The organism is Vreelandella arcis (genome assembly GCF_900103865.1).
In the GTDB taxonomy this organism is placed as follows: Bacteria; Pseudomonadota; Gammaproteobacteria; order Pseudomonadales; family Halomonadaceae; genus Vreelandella; species Vreelandella arcis.
The window spans coordinates 137,479-152,436 of record NZ_FNII01000002.1 but is presented as its reverse complement, the minus strand read 5'-3'; the positions used below and the strand labels follow the sequence as shown (position 1 = coordinate 152,436).

The window sequence follows — 14,958 nt, the reverse complement described above, 5'->3', positions numbered from 1 at the left end:
TTCGTTTGCCTAGCCATTGTACGACCAAGGAATCAACAATGAACTTCGACAACATCCCCGCTGGTAAGGATCTGCCCAACGACCTTTACGTGGTGATTGAAATCCCTGCCAACCATGAGCCGATCAAGTACGAGATCGATAAAGACATGGGGGCACTGCTGGTCGACCGTTTTATGGCCACACCTATGTTCTACCCGGCCAACTACGGCTTCATTCCCCACACATTGGCCGACGATGGCGACCCGCTGGATGCCCTCGTCGTTACCCCTCATCCGGTTCAGCCAGGCTGCATTATCCGTGCGCGTCCGGTGGGCATTCTCAACATGACCGATGAAGCCGGCGAAGACGCCAAACTGGTCTGTGTTCCCCATCCGAAGCTCAGCTCGCTATACGACGACGTTCAGGAAGTCACCGACTTACCTGAATTGCTGCGTCAGCAAATTGCCCACTTCTTCGAAAACTATAAAGATCTCGAAAAAGGCAAATGGGTTAAGGTTGAGTCTTGGGAAGGCGTAGACGCAGCACGCAAAGCGATTGAAAAATCGGCGGCGGCTTACCAAAAAGCCTAACCCGCTCGCTCGACGCCGTTTCTGACAGGGCCACCTACGGGTGGCCCTGTTGCGTTATAGAACGCCGTATTAACTGAGCCTTAATGCGTGCGCTACATCGCGTCGCAGCCCATTGCCAGCGATACAGGTTGCGGTATGCTGGCAGCCGAATGTGACCCTATCGACCAAGGATGTACTGTGCGATCGATTCAACGGTTAGGCCTTTTACTACTCCTCTGCACGCTCCCGCTTTTAGCCCAAGCGCAGTGGTTCTCTTCAAGTGGCCAAGATGGCGATTTTCTTCCCGTTTTAGAGGCTTTCCAACCCGCTGCATGGCACGATGGCGAGACGCTATTCATCGGGGTTGAAAGTGCCAAGGGCTATTACCTCTATCGCCACCAGTTTAGCGTAGAAAGCCTGACCAGCGGCGTTCGCCTGGGCGAGCTCGATCTGCCCGATGGGACGTTCACCAATGATGAGTATATGGGGGATGTGTATATTTTCCGTGATCAGGTGGTCATGGAGGTACCCTTAGGAAGTCCCCATGCGGGCCCGTTAGACCTCGATTTCACTTTTCAAGGCTGCGCTGATGCAGGCCTGTGTTACCCGCCGGAAACGCTGGCGCTCCAGGCAATTGAAAGCCAGCCGCCCAGCCAATTTGCTGACTATACGCCTGAAGACACGAACGCCGAGGCGTCCACTTCTACATTATCGTCCCCATCTATTCAAAACAGTGTCGACAGCGAAACAGGCAACGCTGCGTCGTTCGCTGCGCCACAAAGCCCCGACAGTCGCTTTAGCTCGCTCATCACCGAGGCCAGCTTCCCTCTAGCACTAGGGCTTTTCTTTTTGGCCGGTATTGGACTCACATTCACACCGTGCGTGTTACCCATGGTGCCGATTCTGTCGTCGATTATCGTCGGCCAACAGCCCACCCGGCCCCGCGCTTTTGTGCTATCGGCCAGTTATGTCCTCGGCATGGCGACAACCTACGCCGGAGTCGGTGTTCTGATGGGGCTGTTCGGGGCTGGCCTAAATCTGCAGGCGCAACTCCAGTCCGCCCCGGTACTGATCACCTTTGCTATTTTGTTCAGCCTGTTTGGCTTGGCGATGCTCGGCACATTTGACCTGCGTCTTTCTTCGCGCTTTGCTCAAACAGTCGAGGCTTGGCAAGCACGTGCTCAACGCAGCGGCCCACCAGGGCTGGCCTTGGCAGGTGCCTTATCGGTGCTGGTGGTTTCCCCCTGTGTGACGGCCCCTTTGGCAGGTGCGCTAGTGATTATCTCAACCACCGGCGATGCAATCACTGGGGGCGCCATGCTATTTGCCCTGGGCATGGGGATGGGTGTGCCTTTGTTGTTGGTAGGCACCTTTGGCGCGACCTTATTGCCGCGCTCGGGCGCGTGGCTTAACGGGGTTAAAACTGCCTTTGGGCTACTGCTGTTCGGTGTAGCAATCTGGATGATAGAGCGCTTGGTTCCCGCTCAACTCGGGCTATTACTCTGGGCAGCGCTCGCCATAGGCTGCGCACTTGCATTGGGGGCCGTGCAAACCAATACGCCCGCCGGCTGGCCTAAAGCACGCCAAACGCTAGGCCTTATGCTCTTAACCTGGGGCGTCGCCCTCACACTCGGCGCTGCGCAAGGGTCAAACAACCCACTACGCCCGCTTCAGTTACCTGCTGCCAACACCAGCGCTTCCGTAGAACCGCTGGACTTCCAACGTGTAGAACGTTTATCAGCACTCGACAAGGCTATCCGGGCAGCCGAAGCCGCCGGTCAGCCGGCGTTCGTTCATTTCACGGCGGATTGGTGTATTTCCTGCCGACAACTGGAGCGCGAGGTATATACCGACCCGGCCGTCATCGACGAGCTATCGGGGTTTGCGCGCATTGCCGTCGATGTCACCGACACCAATGCGCAAAGCCGCGAATTGCTTAACCACTACCAACTGTTCGGCCCACCTAGCTTATTATTCTTCCATCAAGGTAAAGAAGTCCGCCAAGCGCGTATCCAAGGTGATGTTAACGCCGCTGAGTTTACCCAGCATCTTCAGGAGTTGGCTCGTTGGGCCACAAGTCGCTAGACAGGGATAGCGCTTACTTAAGTGGCGAATGGGCTGGTTCGTGTCGCGAAGTTCGTCAAACGGTTGTTTAAAATAAGCCTTGTGCGCCCCCTTGTACGTTGGCTGGACATCGTTTGAATTTTTCGGCACACTTCGCCCCCATATTGACTAAACTTTTGCTTTTTTAAGCGATAAAAAAGGGTAACGTTCGTCATCATGCGGCGTTCTCTATATTTTTTAATTTGGTTTACTGCGCCGCTAGCGCGTGGTATTCACACCACTCTCAACGATAGTGATGGGGCTAGGTAATGGACATTCGCAAAGTAAAAAAACTGATTGAATTGTTGGAAGAGTCCAATATTAGCGAGATTGAAATCCAAGAAGGCGAAGAGTCTGTTCGTATTAGCCGCCATCCCAATGGCGCAACGTGGCAGCCACAATCCATGCCCCAGTATGCGCAGCCCGCTCCCCAGCAAGCGCCGGCCTCGCCCGCGGCCAATGTCCCGGCCGCCGAGGAAGAACCCGCCGGTAACAGCTATCGCGGTGAAGCGGTCAACTCACCAATGGTCGGCACCTTTTATCGCAGCCCTGCACCAGGCGCTAAGTCCTTTGTTGAAATAGGCGATACGGTTAAGCAAGGCGATACGATATGTATCGTCGAAGCCATGAAGATGATGAACCAAATTGAAGCGGATCGCGACGGTGTGGTGGAAGCCATTCTCGTTGAAGACGGTGAGCCGGTGGAATTTGATCAGCCTATGATCGTCATCGCTTAATCCTTCATTTCAATACGGGTGGACTCTCCCATGCTCGACAAGGTACTTATCGCCAATCGCGGCGAGATAGCTCTACGTATCCTCCGGGCCTGTAAAGAGCTAGGCATTAAAACCGTGGCGGTTCATTCCAAAGCGGACCGCGAGTTAATGCACGTGCGCTTAGCCGACGAAGCCGTGTGTATCGGCCCAGCCTCCTCTGCGCAGTCCTATCTTAATATTCCAGCTTTGATTAGCGCCGCCGAAGTCACCGACTCCAGCGCGATTCATCCCGGTTATGGCTTTTTATCCGAGAACGCTAATTTCGCTGAACAGGTGGAGCGCTCTGGCTTCACCTTTATCGGCCCCCGCGCCGAGACTATTCGCTTGATGGGCGACAAAGTCAGCGCCATTGAGTCCATGAAGGCGGCCGGCGTGCCCACTGTTCCCGGCTCAGACGGCCCGCTGGGCGACGATGATGAAATCAATCTCGCGACAGCCCGACGCATCGGCTATCCGGTTATCATCAAGGCGGCAGCCGGTGGTGGTGGACGCGGCATGCGCGTCGTTCACACTGAAGGACACCTGCTTTCCGCCATCAACGTCACTCGAACCGAGGCCCACTCCTCTTTTGGCGATGGCACCGTCTACATGGAGAAGTTTCTCGAAAACCCACGCCACGTGGAAGTCCAGGTACTCGCCGACGGTCAAGGCAATGCCATTCACCTTTTTGATCGGGACTGCTCGCTGCAGCGCCGCCATCAGAAAGTCCTTGAAGAAGCCCCCGCGCCCGGCATCGACCCTGATGCGCGTGCCAAGGTACTCGAAGCGTGTCGCCAGGCCTGTATCGAAATCAACTACCGTGGCGCAGGCACCTTTGAGTTCCTCTATGAAGACGGCGATTTCTTCTTTATCGAAATGAATACCCGTGTTCAGGTAGAGCACCCGGTAACCGAGATGGTAACCGGCGTCGATATTGTCAAAGAGCAGCTACGCATTGCCTCCGGTTTGCCGATGTCGATTCGCCAAGAAGACATCGTGATTAACGGTCACGCCTTCGAGTGTCGCATTAACGCTGAAGACTCGCGCACTTTTATGCCCTCTCCCGGCAAGGTAACGCTTTATCACGCGCCCGGCGGGCTTGGCGTGCGCATGGACTCCCACTTATATACCGGCTATACCGTCCCTCCCCATTATGACTCGCTGATTGGTAAACTGATTACCTGGGGAGAGAACCGCGATATCGCTTTAACGCGAATGCGTAACGCTTTGGATGAACTGCTGGTTGAAGGCATCAAAACCAATATCGATCTACAAAAAGATTTAGTGCGCGACAGCTACTTCCGCCAGGGTGGCGTCAACATCCACTATCTGGAAAAGAAACTCAGTAGCTAACGTCCCATGGCGGCGTCCCATCAATGCGGGGTGGCACAGCCACCCCGCCTCTTTTGATATTGCGGAGAACCGGCATGCCCTGGCTTCAACTAAAAGCACACGTTGCGCCCGAACAGGCAGAACTGCTGGAAGAGCTGCTGCTGGACGAGGGCGCAACAGCCATTGGGTTTCAAGACGCCCACGACGACCCAGTATTCGAACCCGAGCGCGGCACGACACCTTTGTGGCAAGACACCGTTGTCACCGGACTGTACGACGATTTAGAGGGCATCGACGCTATGCTCTCGCGTATCGAAGCCGCCTGGTCAGAACAACTACCTGGCGAACCCTGCCCACCTATTGAATACGAGTTGTTGGCCGACCGGGATTGGGAACGCGAGTGGATGGAAGATTTTACGCCCCTACAGATGGGGGAGCGACTTTGGATTGTGCCTAGCTGGCACGAACCACCAGAATCCGACGCGGTGAATCTAGTCCTCGATCCCGGGTTGGCCTTTGGGACGGGCACCCATCCAACTACTGCACTTTGCCTGGAATGGCTGGATGGATTATCGGTGAGCGGCCAGCTAGCGGATCAGCAAGTGCTGGATATTGGCTGCGGCTCGGGCATTCTTGCCATCGCCGCATTAAAGCTTGGCGCCGCACATGCCGATGGTACTGATATCGACCCTCAGGCATTGCAGGCAAGCCGTGAAAATGCCGAGCGCAATCACATCACTGAGGACACGCTGGCCCTTTACTACCCGGAGCAACTTCCCGTGCAGCAATACCCGATCGTGACCGCTAATATCCTGGCGGGGCCACTGGTAGAACTCGCGCCGACGATTGCTGGCCACGTCGCCCCAGGTGGCAAACTCGCGCTCTCGGGCATTTTGGCCAATCAAGCGGATGAGGTGATGCAAGCCTACCAAGCGCTGGGTCTTAACATGGCGCCTCCCGAAACACGAGAGGGCTGGGTTCGGCTTACCGGGCAGCGCGACGGTTAACACGTTGTTTACGACATAGGCCGTCTTCACCCCATCGCCGACTAGGCGTATCATACGCCCCCTCGAACGACCAAGGGGGTCGTTAACCGCACCACCGAAGCTTAGCTAACATGACCTTAGCAACACCTCAACCACTCAAAATCGGCCCTTACGTCTTGTCTAACCGAGTAATGTTAGCGCCCATGGCCGGGGTGACCGATCAACCTTTTCGCCAGCTTTGCCGGCGACTGGGGGCTGGCTGGGTGGTGGGTGAAATGGTCACCGCTGATCCAAATCTTTGGCATACGCGTAAATCAAAGCTGCGTATGGATCATAGCGGCGAGCCCGATCCACGCGTGGTGCAAATTGCCGGCGGTGATGCCGAAATGCTCGCCCATGCCGCCAAGCTGAATGCCGAGCTTGGCGCGCAAGTCATTGATATCAACATGGGCTGCCCGGCGAAAAAAGTCTGCAATAAAGCGGCAGGCTCTGCATTGCTCCGCGATGAAAAGCTCGTCGGCGAAATTCTTGAGGCGGTGGTCAACGCCGTCGACATTCCCGTCACGCTTAAAATACGCACTGGCTGGTGCGCTCATTCCAACAACGGCGTGCGCATTGCGCGGCTTGCAGAGCAAGCCGGCATTCAATCGCTGGCAGTTCATGGCCGACATCGCGAGCAGCGCTATACTGGATGGGCGGAATACGACACCATTGCCGATATCAAGTCACGCCTAGGCATTCCTGTTATTGCTAACGGCGATATTACCAGCCCTGAAAAAGCAGCCGATATACTGCGCTACACCCAAGCAGATGCGGTAATGGTCGGACGAGCGGCTCAGGGTAACCCCTGGATTTTTCATCAAATCCAGCATTTTCTTGAGCATGGCGAGCGCTGCGCGCTGCCCAGCTTAGAGGAACGGCGCGGCGTCTTGATGGACCATTTAATCGCTCTGCATGCGTTCTATGGCTCAACTATGGGCGTGCGTATTGCGCGCAAGCATCTTGGCTGGTATTTGAGCGATGATGCCCGCTTTACCCCAGCGCAACAGCGTGAGTTAAAGCAGCAGTTCAACGGATTGGCATCCGCTGAAACACAAATACACTGGATCAATGACGCTATGGCCCCCGACGCCATTAAGCGTCTGCTAGCCAAAGGAAGCTATGCAGCATGACAGAACGCGATCTTGATCTTCTTTCCAGCAACAGCGACGCTAGCGACAGCCATATACGGCTATCCGGCACGCTGGCGGATCCCGCGGCTAGCGCACCGCCGCAACCCCTGCGCGAAGCAGTAGAAACGGCGATGCGTCGCTACTTCGAGCATCTCGATGGCAGCCAGGCGACTGACCTGTATGCGATGGTGATGGCCGAAGTAGAGGCTCCATTGCTTGCCTGTGTCCTTGAGCACACCGAAGGCAACCAGACCCGAGCCGCCGATGTGTTGGGCCTAAACCGTGGCACGCTGCGTAAGAAACTAAAGCTTTATGGACTTATTGAAGGTGACGCCCCCTAACCATGGGGCGTTATTGTTATTCATTCTTCACCCTGCACACGAGCAATCTCATGGCTGATAGTACTGCGTCACCCGTCCGCCGCGCCCTTCTGAGCGTTTCTGATAAAACCGGCATTGTCGAGTTTGCCCGCGGCTTGTCCGAGCACGGCATCGAGCTCCTGTCTACGGGCGGCACCTTCCGGCTGCTTCAAGAGCGCAATATCCCGGTTAAAGAAGTCAGCGAGCATACGGGGTTCCCCGAAATCATGGACGGCCGCGTGAAAACACTGCACCCCAAAATTCATGGCGGCATTCTGGCTCGTCGCGGCCAAGACGATGAGGTAATGGCCGCTAACGATATCACGCCGATTGACATGGTCGTCGTGAATCTTTATCCCTTCGCCGATACCGTCGCCAACCCCGACTGCTCGCGGGAAGATGCGATTGAAAATATCGACATTGGCGGCCCAACCATGGTGCGTGCTTGTGCCAAGAACTACACTTACACGACGATAGTCGTCAACGTCGACGACTATGCTCGCGTACTGGGTGAACTTGCCTCTCAGGATGGCCACGTCAGCCCCGACACCCGTTTTGATCTTGCCGTAAAAGCGTTTGAACATACCGCTGGCTACGACGGTGCCATTGCTCAGTACCTGGGTCGTCAGGTTGAAGACACGGACGCTAACTTTCCGCGCACCTTCAATTTGCAACTGCACAAAAAGCAGGCCATGCGCTACGGTGAAAACCCTCACCAGCAGGCTGCTTTCTACGTAGAAGCCGACACAAACGAACCTAGCGTGGCCACGGCCAAAATGCTGCAGGGCAAGCCCTTGTCGTATAACAACGTCGCTGATACCGATGCCGCTTTTGAATGCGTCAAGGCGTTTACAGACACTGCCTGCGTGATTGTAAAACACGCCAACCCCTGCGGTGTGGCCATCGGGGCCACGGCCTTGGAAGCCTACGACAAGGCCTTTGCCACTGACCCCACCAGCGCCTTCGGCGGCATCATCGCGTTCAACGTGGCGCTTGATGCCGATACTGCGAAAGCAATTATTGAGCGTCAATTTGTCGAGGTTGTTATCGCCCCAGGGGTCAGCGCCGATGCCGCCGCCATTGTTGCCGCAAAGCAGAACGTTCGACTGTTGGACGTAAGCGCGAATTGGCCGGGGGAAACACTTCCAGCATTGGACTTCAAACGCGTTAATGGTGGGCTACTGGTTCAAGAACGCGACCACGGCATGGTAACGCGTGATGGTTTGACGGTCGTCAGTAACCGCGCTCCGTCTGAGCAGGAACTGCGCGATCTAACGTTTGCCTGGCGAGTCGCCAAATTCGTCAAATCAAACGCCATTGTGTACGCCAATAACGGTCAGACGATAGGCGTAGGTGCAGGCCAAATGAGCCGCGTTTATTCCGCCAAAATCGCTGGCATCAAAGCCGCCGATGAAGGCCTTTCAGTCCCCGGTTCCGTGATGGCATCGGACGCGTTCTTCCCGTTCCGTGACGGCATTGATGCCGCCGCTGCTGCAGGTATTACCGCTGTCATCCAGCCCGGCGGCTCAATGCGCGACCAGGAAGTAATCGATGCGGCCAATGAAGCGGGCATTGCCATGGTATTTACCGGTATGCGCCACTTCCGCCACTAAGCACTTTTAGCCCCTGATGCCATTGGGTTTTAGAGGCCCCAACACTTAAAGCCCCGATTGGCCTGCCAACCGGGGCTTTGTATATAGCTAAGGGACGATTGACCGTTTAGCTGAGGTCAATACACAGGTACTTGGTTTCCAGGTACTCTTCAATACCCTGGTGCCCGCCTTCGCGGCCCAGGCCCGATGCTTTAACACCGCCAAACGGCGCCGCCGCGTTGGAAATCAATCCGGTGTTAATGCCGACCATGCCATACTCAAGTGCTTCGGCAACCCGCCAGACTCGCGACAAGTCCTTCGAATAAAAATAGGACGCCAACCCGTATTGGGTATCATTGGCCATTTCGATCGCGGTCTCTTCGTCATCGAAGGGGAACACCGCCGCTAAGGGACCAAAGGTCTCTTCTTGAGCCACCTTCATTTCATGTGTGGCAAAGCTGATCAGCGTAGGACTAAAGAAGTTGCCGCCCAAGGGGTGAGGATGACCACCCGACAGCAGCTCGGCGCCTTTGTCCACCGCATCCTGAACGTGCTCGCTAACCTTTTTGACCGCATCTTGGTCGATCAACGGGCCAATATTAATGTTCTTCTGCGTTCCATCACCGACGTATAGCTCGCTGTTCATCGCCACGGCCAGCTTTTCGCAAAACGCATTAATGACGCTCGACTGCACCAAAAAACGATTGGTGCACACGCACGTTTGCCCGGCGTTGCGGAATTTAGCGGCCATGGCACCGTCTACCGCCGCGTCAAGATCAGCGTCTTCAAAGACAATAAAGGGCGCATTCCCCCCCAGCTCAAGGGATATTTTTTGCACATGCTCGGCGGCCTGCGCCATCAACTTGCGACCCACCTCCGTTGAACCAGTAAAGGTGATTTTGCGCACTTTAGAGGACTGGGTAAGCGCCTGGGCGATGTCGGCAGCGCTACCCGGTACTACGTTGAAGACCCCACGTGGGATGCCTGCTCGTTCTGCAAGCATGGCGAGCGCCGTCGCCGAGAACGGGGTTTGACTGGCCGGCTTGACGACAATAGTGCACCCCGCCGCCAGCGCGGCACCCGCCTTGCGGGTGATCATCGCGGCAGGGAAATTCCATGGAGTAATCGCCCCAACCACGCCGACGGGCTGTTTAGTAACCACGATACGCTGATTGGGGTTGGCAGCGGGAATGGTTTCACCGTAGACGCGACGCGCCTCTTCGGCGAACCAACGTAGAAAGCTTGCTGCATAGGCAATCTCACCCGCCGCTTCTTTCAGTGGCTTGCCTTGCTCGTAGGTCATCAGCATGGCCAAGTCATTCTGATGCTCAAGCATCAGGTCATGCCACTTCAACAGTAAGTCTGCCCGCTCTTGCGCGGTTAAGGCACGCCATGCGGGTAGTGCGGCATCGGCAGCGTCAATCGCCCGCTCGGTTTCCGCTTTACCCAGCCTGGGCATATCGCCCACCAACTCACCGGTAGCAGGGTTGAGTACGTTGATCTGCTCTCCACTGTCGGCGGCTACCCAACTTCCATCGATATAGGCAAACGGACAGTACAACTGTGTCTCTTTTAGCGCTTCCATGACCGGCTCCTGCCCCACAAAGGGACTTATCAGCAAATAATCCTCTTCATGCTATGACGAAACAGGCCAGTAGACCAAACGAACTGAACCATTGAATGGCGTATTATGATCTTACCAGTGTCAAAAATTCCTGGCGTGTCGCTTGGTTAGCACGAAAATCACCTAGCATTACTGAAGAGGTCATGCTGGAATTTTGCTTTTCGACCCCCCGCATCATCATGCAAAGATGGCGCGCCTCAATCACGACGGCCACTCCCCGTGCTTGAGTCACTTGCTGCACCGCCTCTGCAATCTCGCGGGTCAAGTTCTCTTGAATCTGCATACGCCGAGCATACATATCCACGATACGAGCAAACTTGGACAACCCCAGCACGTTGCCATTGGGTAAATACGCAATGTGGCATTTGCCGATGAATGGCAGTAGGTGATGTTCGCACATCGAATAGAGCTCGATATCTTTGACCAACACCATCTCGTCAGTTTGCGACTCAAACACAGCACCGTTGACGATTTCTTCCAGCGACTGATGATAGCCCGCCGTTAAGAACTGCATCGCTTTCGCGGCGCGCTTCGGAGTATCTCTTAACCCCTCACGGTCGGGGTTTTCCCCCAGGGCGCTGATAATGTGCTGGTAATGCTGGGCGATATCATCCGTCATGGTAAGCCTCGTCAAAAGGTGTCGAGCGCGCTGGAGAACATCCATCGCGCTAAATAGAGCCGGCTATTGGCTGACATGCCCATGGTCGGTTCAAACCACGCACAGCCATGTACAAAAAGCATACTCTATATAATAGATGTACAATAAAATATTAATACAACATAGTAAATACGTATCTTAACTCACCCTTAAGCCGTGTGGCAGCGGGTGCGTTATGTTCAGGCGTCAAGTGGTTGAGCGTTATACGCTACGCTAGCCACTGCGGCGCTTTAAGGGTCAGCAACTGCTGCTCAAGTTGACGAATGTGTTGATCCCAATAGCCTTTATCGGCGACCCAAGGAAATGCCAACTGAAAAGCCGGGTCTTCCCAGCGAGATACCAGCCAAGCACTGTAGCGAATTAGCCGATAGGCTCGCAGCGGTTCGATCAGCGCAACTTGCTGATGGGGAAAGGGTCGCACTTCCTCGTACCCCTCTACAATTTCACTGAACTGTCGCCGCCACTCGACGGGTTCATTTGCCGACAGCAACATCCAGATATCTTGAATAGCCGGTGCCATCAGACAATCGTCGAAATCGACCAGCGCAAACTGCTCGTCGCGCCCCAAAATGTTGCCTAAATGGCAGTCGCCGTGGCAGCGCGTCATCATCTCATCGCCCCATTGATGAGAGGCTAACGCCTCCATGGTACGGGCGATCACACTGTCGTAGGCTCGGCGCTGGTGGCGATCCAAACGCTGGCTATCAATAACGCGTTGCTGAGCGTCTCTCACGCCATCCAACAATGCCAAACGCGGACGATGAATAAACGCTGCTTTGCTTGCTACATCGTGAAGGCGCCCCATCACCTCACCTAATGCAAAAAGATGGGCGTCATTGTCCAGCTCAGGGGCTTGGCCAGGGCAATGGGGAAATAACGCGAAGCGAAACCCTTGATAGTGATGCAGGCTCTCGCCTTGGGCATTACGCCAAACGGCACCCACTGGCACGTCTGCCTCACAAAGCTCAGAGAGGAAATCGTGCTCTTCCTGAATGGTGGCGTCTTGCCAGCGCTCTGGCCGATAGAACTTGATGATCCATTGGCTGCCTTGCTCATCCCGGAACATCATCACTCGGTTTTCGTAGCTGTTTAATGCAAACGGCTCCGACGTTGGCCAAATATCCAACGACTCAACCGCCGACATTACTAGGCTAGGCGAGAGAGCGCGAAAAGCGTGCGTCATGGTAACTCCAGGAGCAATCAATAATGGTGTGGCTAAGACGTCATGCGGCTCAAATCAATCAACCACAAGCGGTGTGCGTGCTGCTGCCCACACCTCCACACGCTGGGCACCTGCTCGACGTAATGCCAAGGCAAGCGCATGGGCCGTCGCCCCGGTGGTGACAACGTCATCGACAATCGCCACATGGGCGGGCGGTGGTGTTTTTACCATAAAAGCGCCCGTTAGGTTGGCAAAACGTGCCTGCCGGTTCAAGCGTCGCTGCGAAGGCCCCTGCCTAGTCCGTTGCACTTCAAATACCGCAAGGCCGCTGCGTTGGCCCAATTCAGTCGCAAGCCACTGAGCTTGATTGAAGCCACGCTCGCGAGCACGCTCAGGAGTCATAGGTACCGGTACTAACGCCTCAAAAGACGGCGTCGGGAGGCTTGCCATCATAAGCTCACACAACAACATCCCCGCCCGAGGCCTGGCGTTAAACTTAAAATCGCGCACCAGCGCATTGATAGGAGACTGATAACGCAATGCGACATGCGCGGTGTCAAAGGCCGGCCACTTAGTGACGCAGTGGCCGCATAGCGCTTGGCGACTATCCGTTATCTCATCGCCACAACGCGAACAAGCGGGCCAATTCCACGGCAACTGGTCAAAACACGCTGAACACCAGCTGTCGCCCCCACGCAAAGGCGACAGACAGAAAGCGCAGTAGCCGGGTAGCGCGCGCTTGACGGCATTACCACCGGCGGTTATCCAGTGTTGCCACGACATTGGCCATTTCCCTTCTAGCGAATTAAACACTTTATGATTGACTTTAATCGAAACATTGGTAGTATACGCCTCGTTCCGCGGATGTGGTGGAATTGGTAGACACGCTAGATTTAGGTTCTAGTGCCGTAAGGCGTGGGAGTTCAAGTCTCCCCATCCGCACCAATTCAGTGTTAGCTATACCCCTCTTATTTTTAGTTGAAGCGTTCACTTTTGACGTTATCGGCTTTCCCTCGTTTGATTGTCTGTTTCGTTCCGATAAAACCTTAAGCGCATTCAGTCCCTGCCTAGCCATTATATTCATATAGCCTAATTAAGTACCATCTGCAAAACCCTGCCCAACTGGCATTTCTAGCATATTAAGCTAACGTTTCTGCTATTCGCTATAGATCAGCAGGAAGGATAAGGATCGGATCCATGGAGTGGCTAAACGACAATGCTCAGGCAATCTCTGCAATTACCAGCGTTCTGACGCTCTTCGTATGGTTTTTTTACGCGCAGCTTTTGTATAACGGCTATGTGCGCCAGCGTCGACCTCGCGTGATTATCAACCGAGGACTGGGCACCGGGCAGAATGCGCTGTGTTTGATCAGCAATATGAGCAGTGAATCTATCTATATCCAGCATGTGATGGCACTGCTTCACACGCCAGACAATTGCTATATGGTCGACGTTGCGGAGTACCAAGAAGAAAAACAAGAAGGCGAACAGCAAGCCAAGTCGATAAGAAGTCATCAGGGGCCCCTCGCCCCTGGCGATTACTTACATATGCAGCGATTCGCTGACATTGCCGAGCAAATTCGTACCTATTGGCGACTGGATAACAACATCTTTGAGCAATCAGACCTGCGATTAGAGCTACGCGTGATTGCCGTCTATGGTTCTGAGGACAGGCCTATAGGCGCTTCCCGATCGTTTTACCTGAATGACCCATCAACATCCCATCGAGCATTGATCCCCCTCGACGTGGACACTCAGCGATTCAACAGCCGTCTTCAGCGACGTAAAGTGAAGCGTTGGGCAGAAGAAATCGAAAACCTTGAAGCCCGCTAAGACACGGAATTAACGGCCGCGAAAAGAACACGGCCGCAGCACCTGCTTAGAGCCGCAACCCCCCATCACACTCGATGATTCGCCCGGAGAAATAATCGTTCTCAAACACAAACGCCACGCTTTGCGCAATGTTATCCGGCTCGCCAAGCCGTTTGAGCGGAACACGTGACGCAATCCGCTCTAACATATCGGGTCGCATCGAGGCCGTCATTTCCGTGTCGATGAAACCGGGGGCTACCGTGCCCGTGCGGATGCCGTACCTTGCCAGTTCGCTTGCCCAAGTCACCGTTAATGCATGAACTCCGGCTTTAGCAGCGGCATAATTGCTCTGCCCGGGGTTACCCGCTTTAGAAATACTCGAAATATTCACAATCACACCCGTTTGATTAGCCTCAATCATTTGGGTCGCGGCTTCTCGGCCACATAAAAATACGCCAGTGAGATTGATATCAATCACGCGCTGCCACGCCGCCAACGACATGCGCTTATCTACCTGCCCTTGTTTAGCTTTCACCATTAACGCATCGTCAGTAATACCGGCATTATTAATGCACCCGCTAATCGGGCCTTGCGTATCGGCAATCTGCGCAAATGCCTGCTCCACCGACGCCTCATCCGCCACATCCACAATCACGCCTCTCGCATCAATACCCTCGCGTGCCAAAGCTGATACTGCGTCATCTAACGCGTCACCACTGATATCCATTAGCGCTAGGCGCGCACCTCGCTGCCCCAAGTGCAACGCAACCGCATAACCTAAACCGCGCGCACCGCCCGTTATCGCTATCACCCGACCATCTAGCTTCATTTAACGCTCCTCGCATCAGTAATTAA

General features: G+C 54.9%; 14 protein-coding genes and 1 tRNA gene. 10 read left to right on the top strand and 5 right to left on the bottom strand.

What is annotated here, in order from left to right:
- Positions 1-38 precede the first annotated feature (38 nt).
- The 8 genes from ppa (at position 39) to purH (ending at position 8,868) form a co-directional block, all read left to right on the top strand.
- Complete coding sequence (gene ppa / locus BLR97_RS02635) at positions 39-569, top strand: inorganic diphosphatase (protein ID WP_089702198.1); 531 nt, start codon at positions 39-41, stop codon at positions 567-569.
- Between the two features lie 177 nt (positions 570-746).
- Entirely contained in the window at positions 747-2,633 is a 1,887-nt protein-coding gene (gene dsbD, locus BLR97_RS02630) for a protein-disulfide reductase DsbD (RefSeq protein ID WP_244511150.1), read from the top strand.
- Between the two features lie 287 nt (positions 2,634-2,920).
- The gene (accB, locus tag BLR97_RS02625) at positions 2,921-3,388 is read left to right on the top strand and encodes an acetyl-CoA carboxylase biotin carboxyl carrier protein (protein ID WP_089702196.1); all 468 of its coding nucleotides are present in this window, start codon (positions 2,921-2,923) and stop codon (positions 3,386-3,388) included.
- A gap of 30 nt (positions 3,389-3,418) precedes the next feature.
- Complete coding sequence (accC, locus tag BLR97_RS02620) at positions 3,419-4,759, top strand: acetyl-CoA carboxylase biotin carboxylase subunit (protein ID WP_089702194.1); 1,341 nt, start codon at positions 3,419-3,421, stop codon at positions 4,757-4,759.
- A gap of 74 nt (positions 4,760-4,833) precedes the next feature.
- Positions 4,834-5,745: a 50S ribosomal protein L11 methyltransferase gene (gene prmA / locus BLR97_RS02615; RefSeq protein ID WP_089702192.1), complete on the top strand. Its 912-nt coding sequence runs from the start codon at positions 4,834-4,836 to the stop codon at positions 5,743-5,745.
- A gap of 110 nt (positions 5,746-5,855) precedes the next feature.
- Positions 5,856-6,896, top strand: coding sequence for a tRNA dihydrouridine synthase DusB (gene dusB / locus BLR97_RS02610; protein ID WP_089702190.1), 1,041 nt, complete (start codon positions 5,856-5,858; stop codon positions 6,894-6,896).
- Complete coding sequence (gene fis / locus BLR97_RS02605) at positions 6,893-7,237, top strand: DNA-binding transcriptional regulator Fis (RefSeq protein WP_089702188.1); 345 nt, start codon at positions 6,893-6,895, stop codon at positions 7,235-7,237. The genes dusB and fis overlap by 4 nt, the downstream gene beginning before the upstream one ends.
- Positions 7,238-7,287: 50 nt before the next feature.
- The gene (gene purH / locus BLR97_RS02600) at positions 7,288-8,868 is read left to right on the top strand and encodes a bifunctional phosphoribosylaminoimidazolecarboxamide formyltransferase/IMP cyclohydrolase (RefSeq protein ID WP_089702186.1); all 1,581 of its coding nucleotides are present in this window, start codon (positions 7,288-7,290) and stop codon (positions 8,866-8,868) included.
- 106 nt (positions 8,869-8,974) lie between these two features.
- On the opposite strand, the gene BLR97_RS02595 is transcribed toward purH, so the two are convergent.
- The 4 genes from BLR97_RS02595 to BLR97_RS02580 all read right to left on the bottom strand — a co-directional run bounded on the left by BLR97_RS02595 (position 8,975) and on the right by BLR97_RS02580 (position 13,074).
- Complete coding sequence (locus tag BLR97_RS02595; protein WP_089702183.1) at positions 8,975-10,432, bottom strand: NAD-dependent succinate-semialdehyde dehydrogenase; 1,458 nt, start codon at positions 10,430-10,432, stop codon at positions 8,975-8,977.
- 103 nt (positions 10,433-10,535) lie between these two features.
- Complete coding sequence (gene folE, locus BLR97_RS02590; protein ID WP_089702180.1) at positions 10,536-11,090, bottom strand: GTP cyclohydrolase I FolE; 555 nt, start codon at positions 11,088-11,090, stop codon at positions 10,536-10,538.
- Positions 11,091-11,337: 247 nt separating this feature from the next.
- Positions 11,338-12,312: a serine/threonine protein kinase gene (locus tag BLR97_RS02585; protein WP_089702179.1), complete on the bottom strand. Its 975-nt coding sequence runs from the start codon at positions 12,310-12,312 to the stop codon at positions 11,338-11,340.
- A 54-nt stretch (positions 12,313-12,366) separates the two neighbouring features.
- Complete coding sequence (locus tag BLR97_RS02580) at positions 12,367-13,074, bottom strand: ComF family protein (RefSeq protein WP_170832969.1); 708 nt, start codon at positions 13,072-13,074, stop codon at positions 12,367-12,369.
- A gap of 77 nt (positions 13,075-13,151) precedes the next feature.
- On the opposite strand from BLR97_RS02580, the gene BLR97_RS02575 reads away from it, so the two are divergent.
- Both BLR97_RS02575 and BLR97_RS02570 read left to right on the top strand, forming a co-directional pair.
- Positions 13,152-13,236 (top strand) — tRNA-Leu (locus BLR97_RS02575).
- 252 nt (positions 13,237-13,488) lie between these two features.
- Positions 13,489-14,124 carry a hypothetical protein gene (locus BLR97_RS02570; protein WP_089702177.1) on the top strand — a complete coding sequence of 212 codons (636 nt, stop codon included), beginning with the start codon at positions 13,489-13,491 and terminating at the stop codon, positions 14,122-14,124.
- 46 nt (positions 14,125-14,170) lie between these two features.
- Here the strand turns inward: BLR97_RS02570 and BLR97_RS02565 are convergent, their stop codons facing one another.
- The gene (locus BLR97_RS02565) at positions 14,171-14,932 is read right to left on the bottom strand and encodes an SDR family oxidoreductase (protein ID WP_089702175.1); all 762 of its coding nucleotides are present in this window, start codon (positions 14,930-14,932) and stop codon (positions 14,171-14,173) included.
- Positions 14,933-14,958: the final 26 nt, after the last annotated feature.

Coding starts and splice junctions, on each gene's coding strand:
- ppa (WP_089702198.1), top strand. CDS start 39: ATGAACTTCGACAACATCCCCGCTGGTAAGGATCTGCCCAACGACCTT.
- accB (WP_089702196.1), top strand. CDS start 2,921: ATGGACATTCGCAAAGTAAAAAAACTGATTGAATTGTTGGAAGAGTCC.
- accC (WP_089702194.1), top strand. CDS start 3,419: ATGCTCGACAAGGTACTTATCGCCAATCGCGGCGAGATAGCTCTACGT.
- prmA (WP_089702192.1), top strand. CDS start 4,834: ATGCCCTGGCTTCAACTAAAAGCACACGTTGCGCCCGAACAGGCAGAA.
- dusB (WP_089702190.1), top strand. CDS start 5,856: ATGACCTTAGCAACACCTCAACCACTCAAAATCGGCCCTTACGTCTTG.
- fis (WP_089702188.1), top strand. CDS start 6,893: ATGACAGAACGCGATCTTGATCTTCTTTCCAGCAACAGCGACGCTAGC.
- purH (WP_089702186.1), top strand. CDS start 7,288: ATGGCTGATAGTACTGCGTCACCCGTCCGCCGCGCCCTTCTGAGCGTT.
- BLR97_RS02595 (WP_089702183.1), bottom strand. CDS start 10,432: ATGGAAGCGCTAAAAGAGACACAGTTGTACTGTCCGTTTGCCTATATC.
- folE (WP_089702180.1), bottom strand. CDS start 11,090: ATGACGGATGATATCGCCCAGCATTACCAGCACATTATCAGCGCCCTG.
- BLR97_RS02585 (WP_089702179.1), bottom strand. CDS start 12,312: ATGACGCACGCTTTTCGCGCTCTCTCGCCTAGCCTAGTAATGTCGGCG.
- BLR97_RS02580 (WP_170832969.1), bottom strand. CDS start 13,074: ATGTCGTGGCAACACTGGATAACCGCCGGTGGTAATGCCGTCAAGCGC.
- BLR97_RS02570 (WP_089702177.1), top strand. CDS start 13,489: ATGGAGTGGCTAAACGACAATGCTCAGGCAATCTCTGCAATTACCAGC.
- BLR97_RS02565 (WP_089702175.1), bottom strand. CDS start 14,932: ATGAAGCTAGATGGTCGGGTGATAGCGATAACGGGCGGTGCGCGCGGT.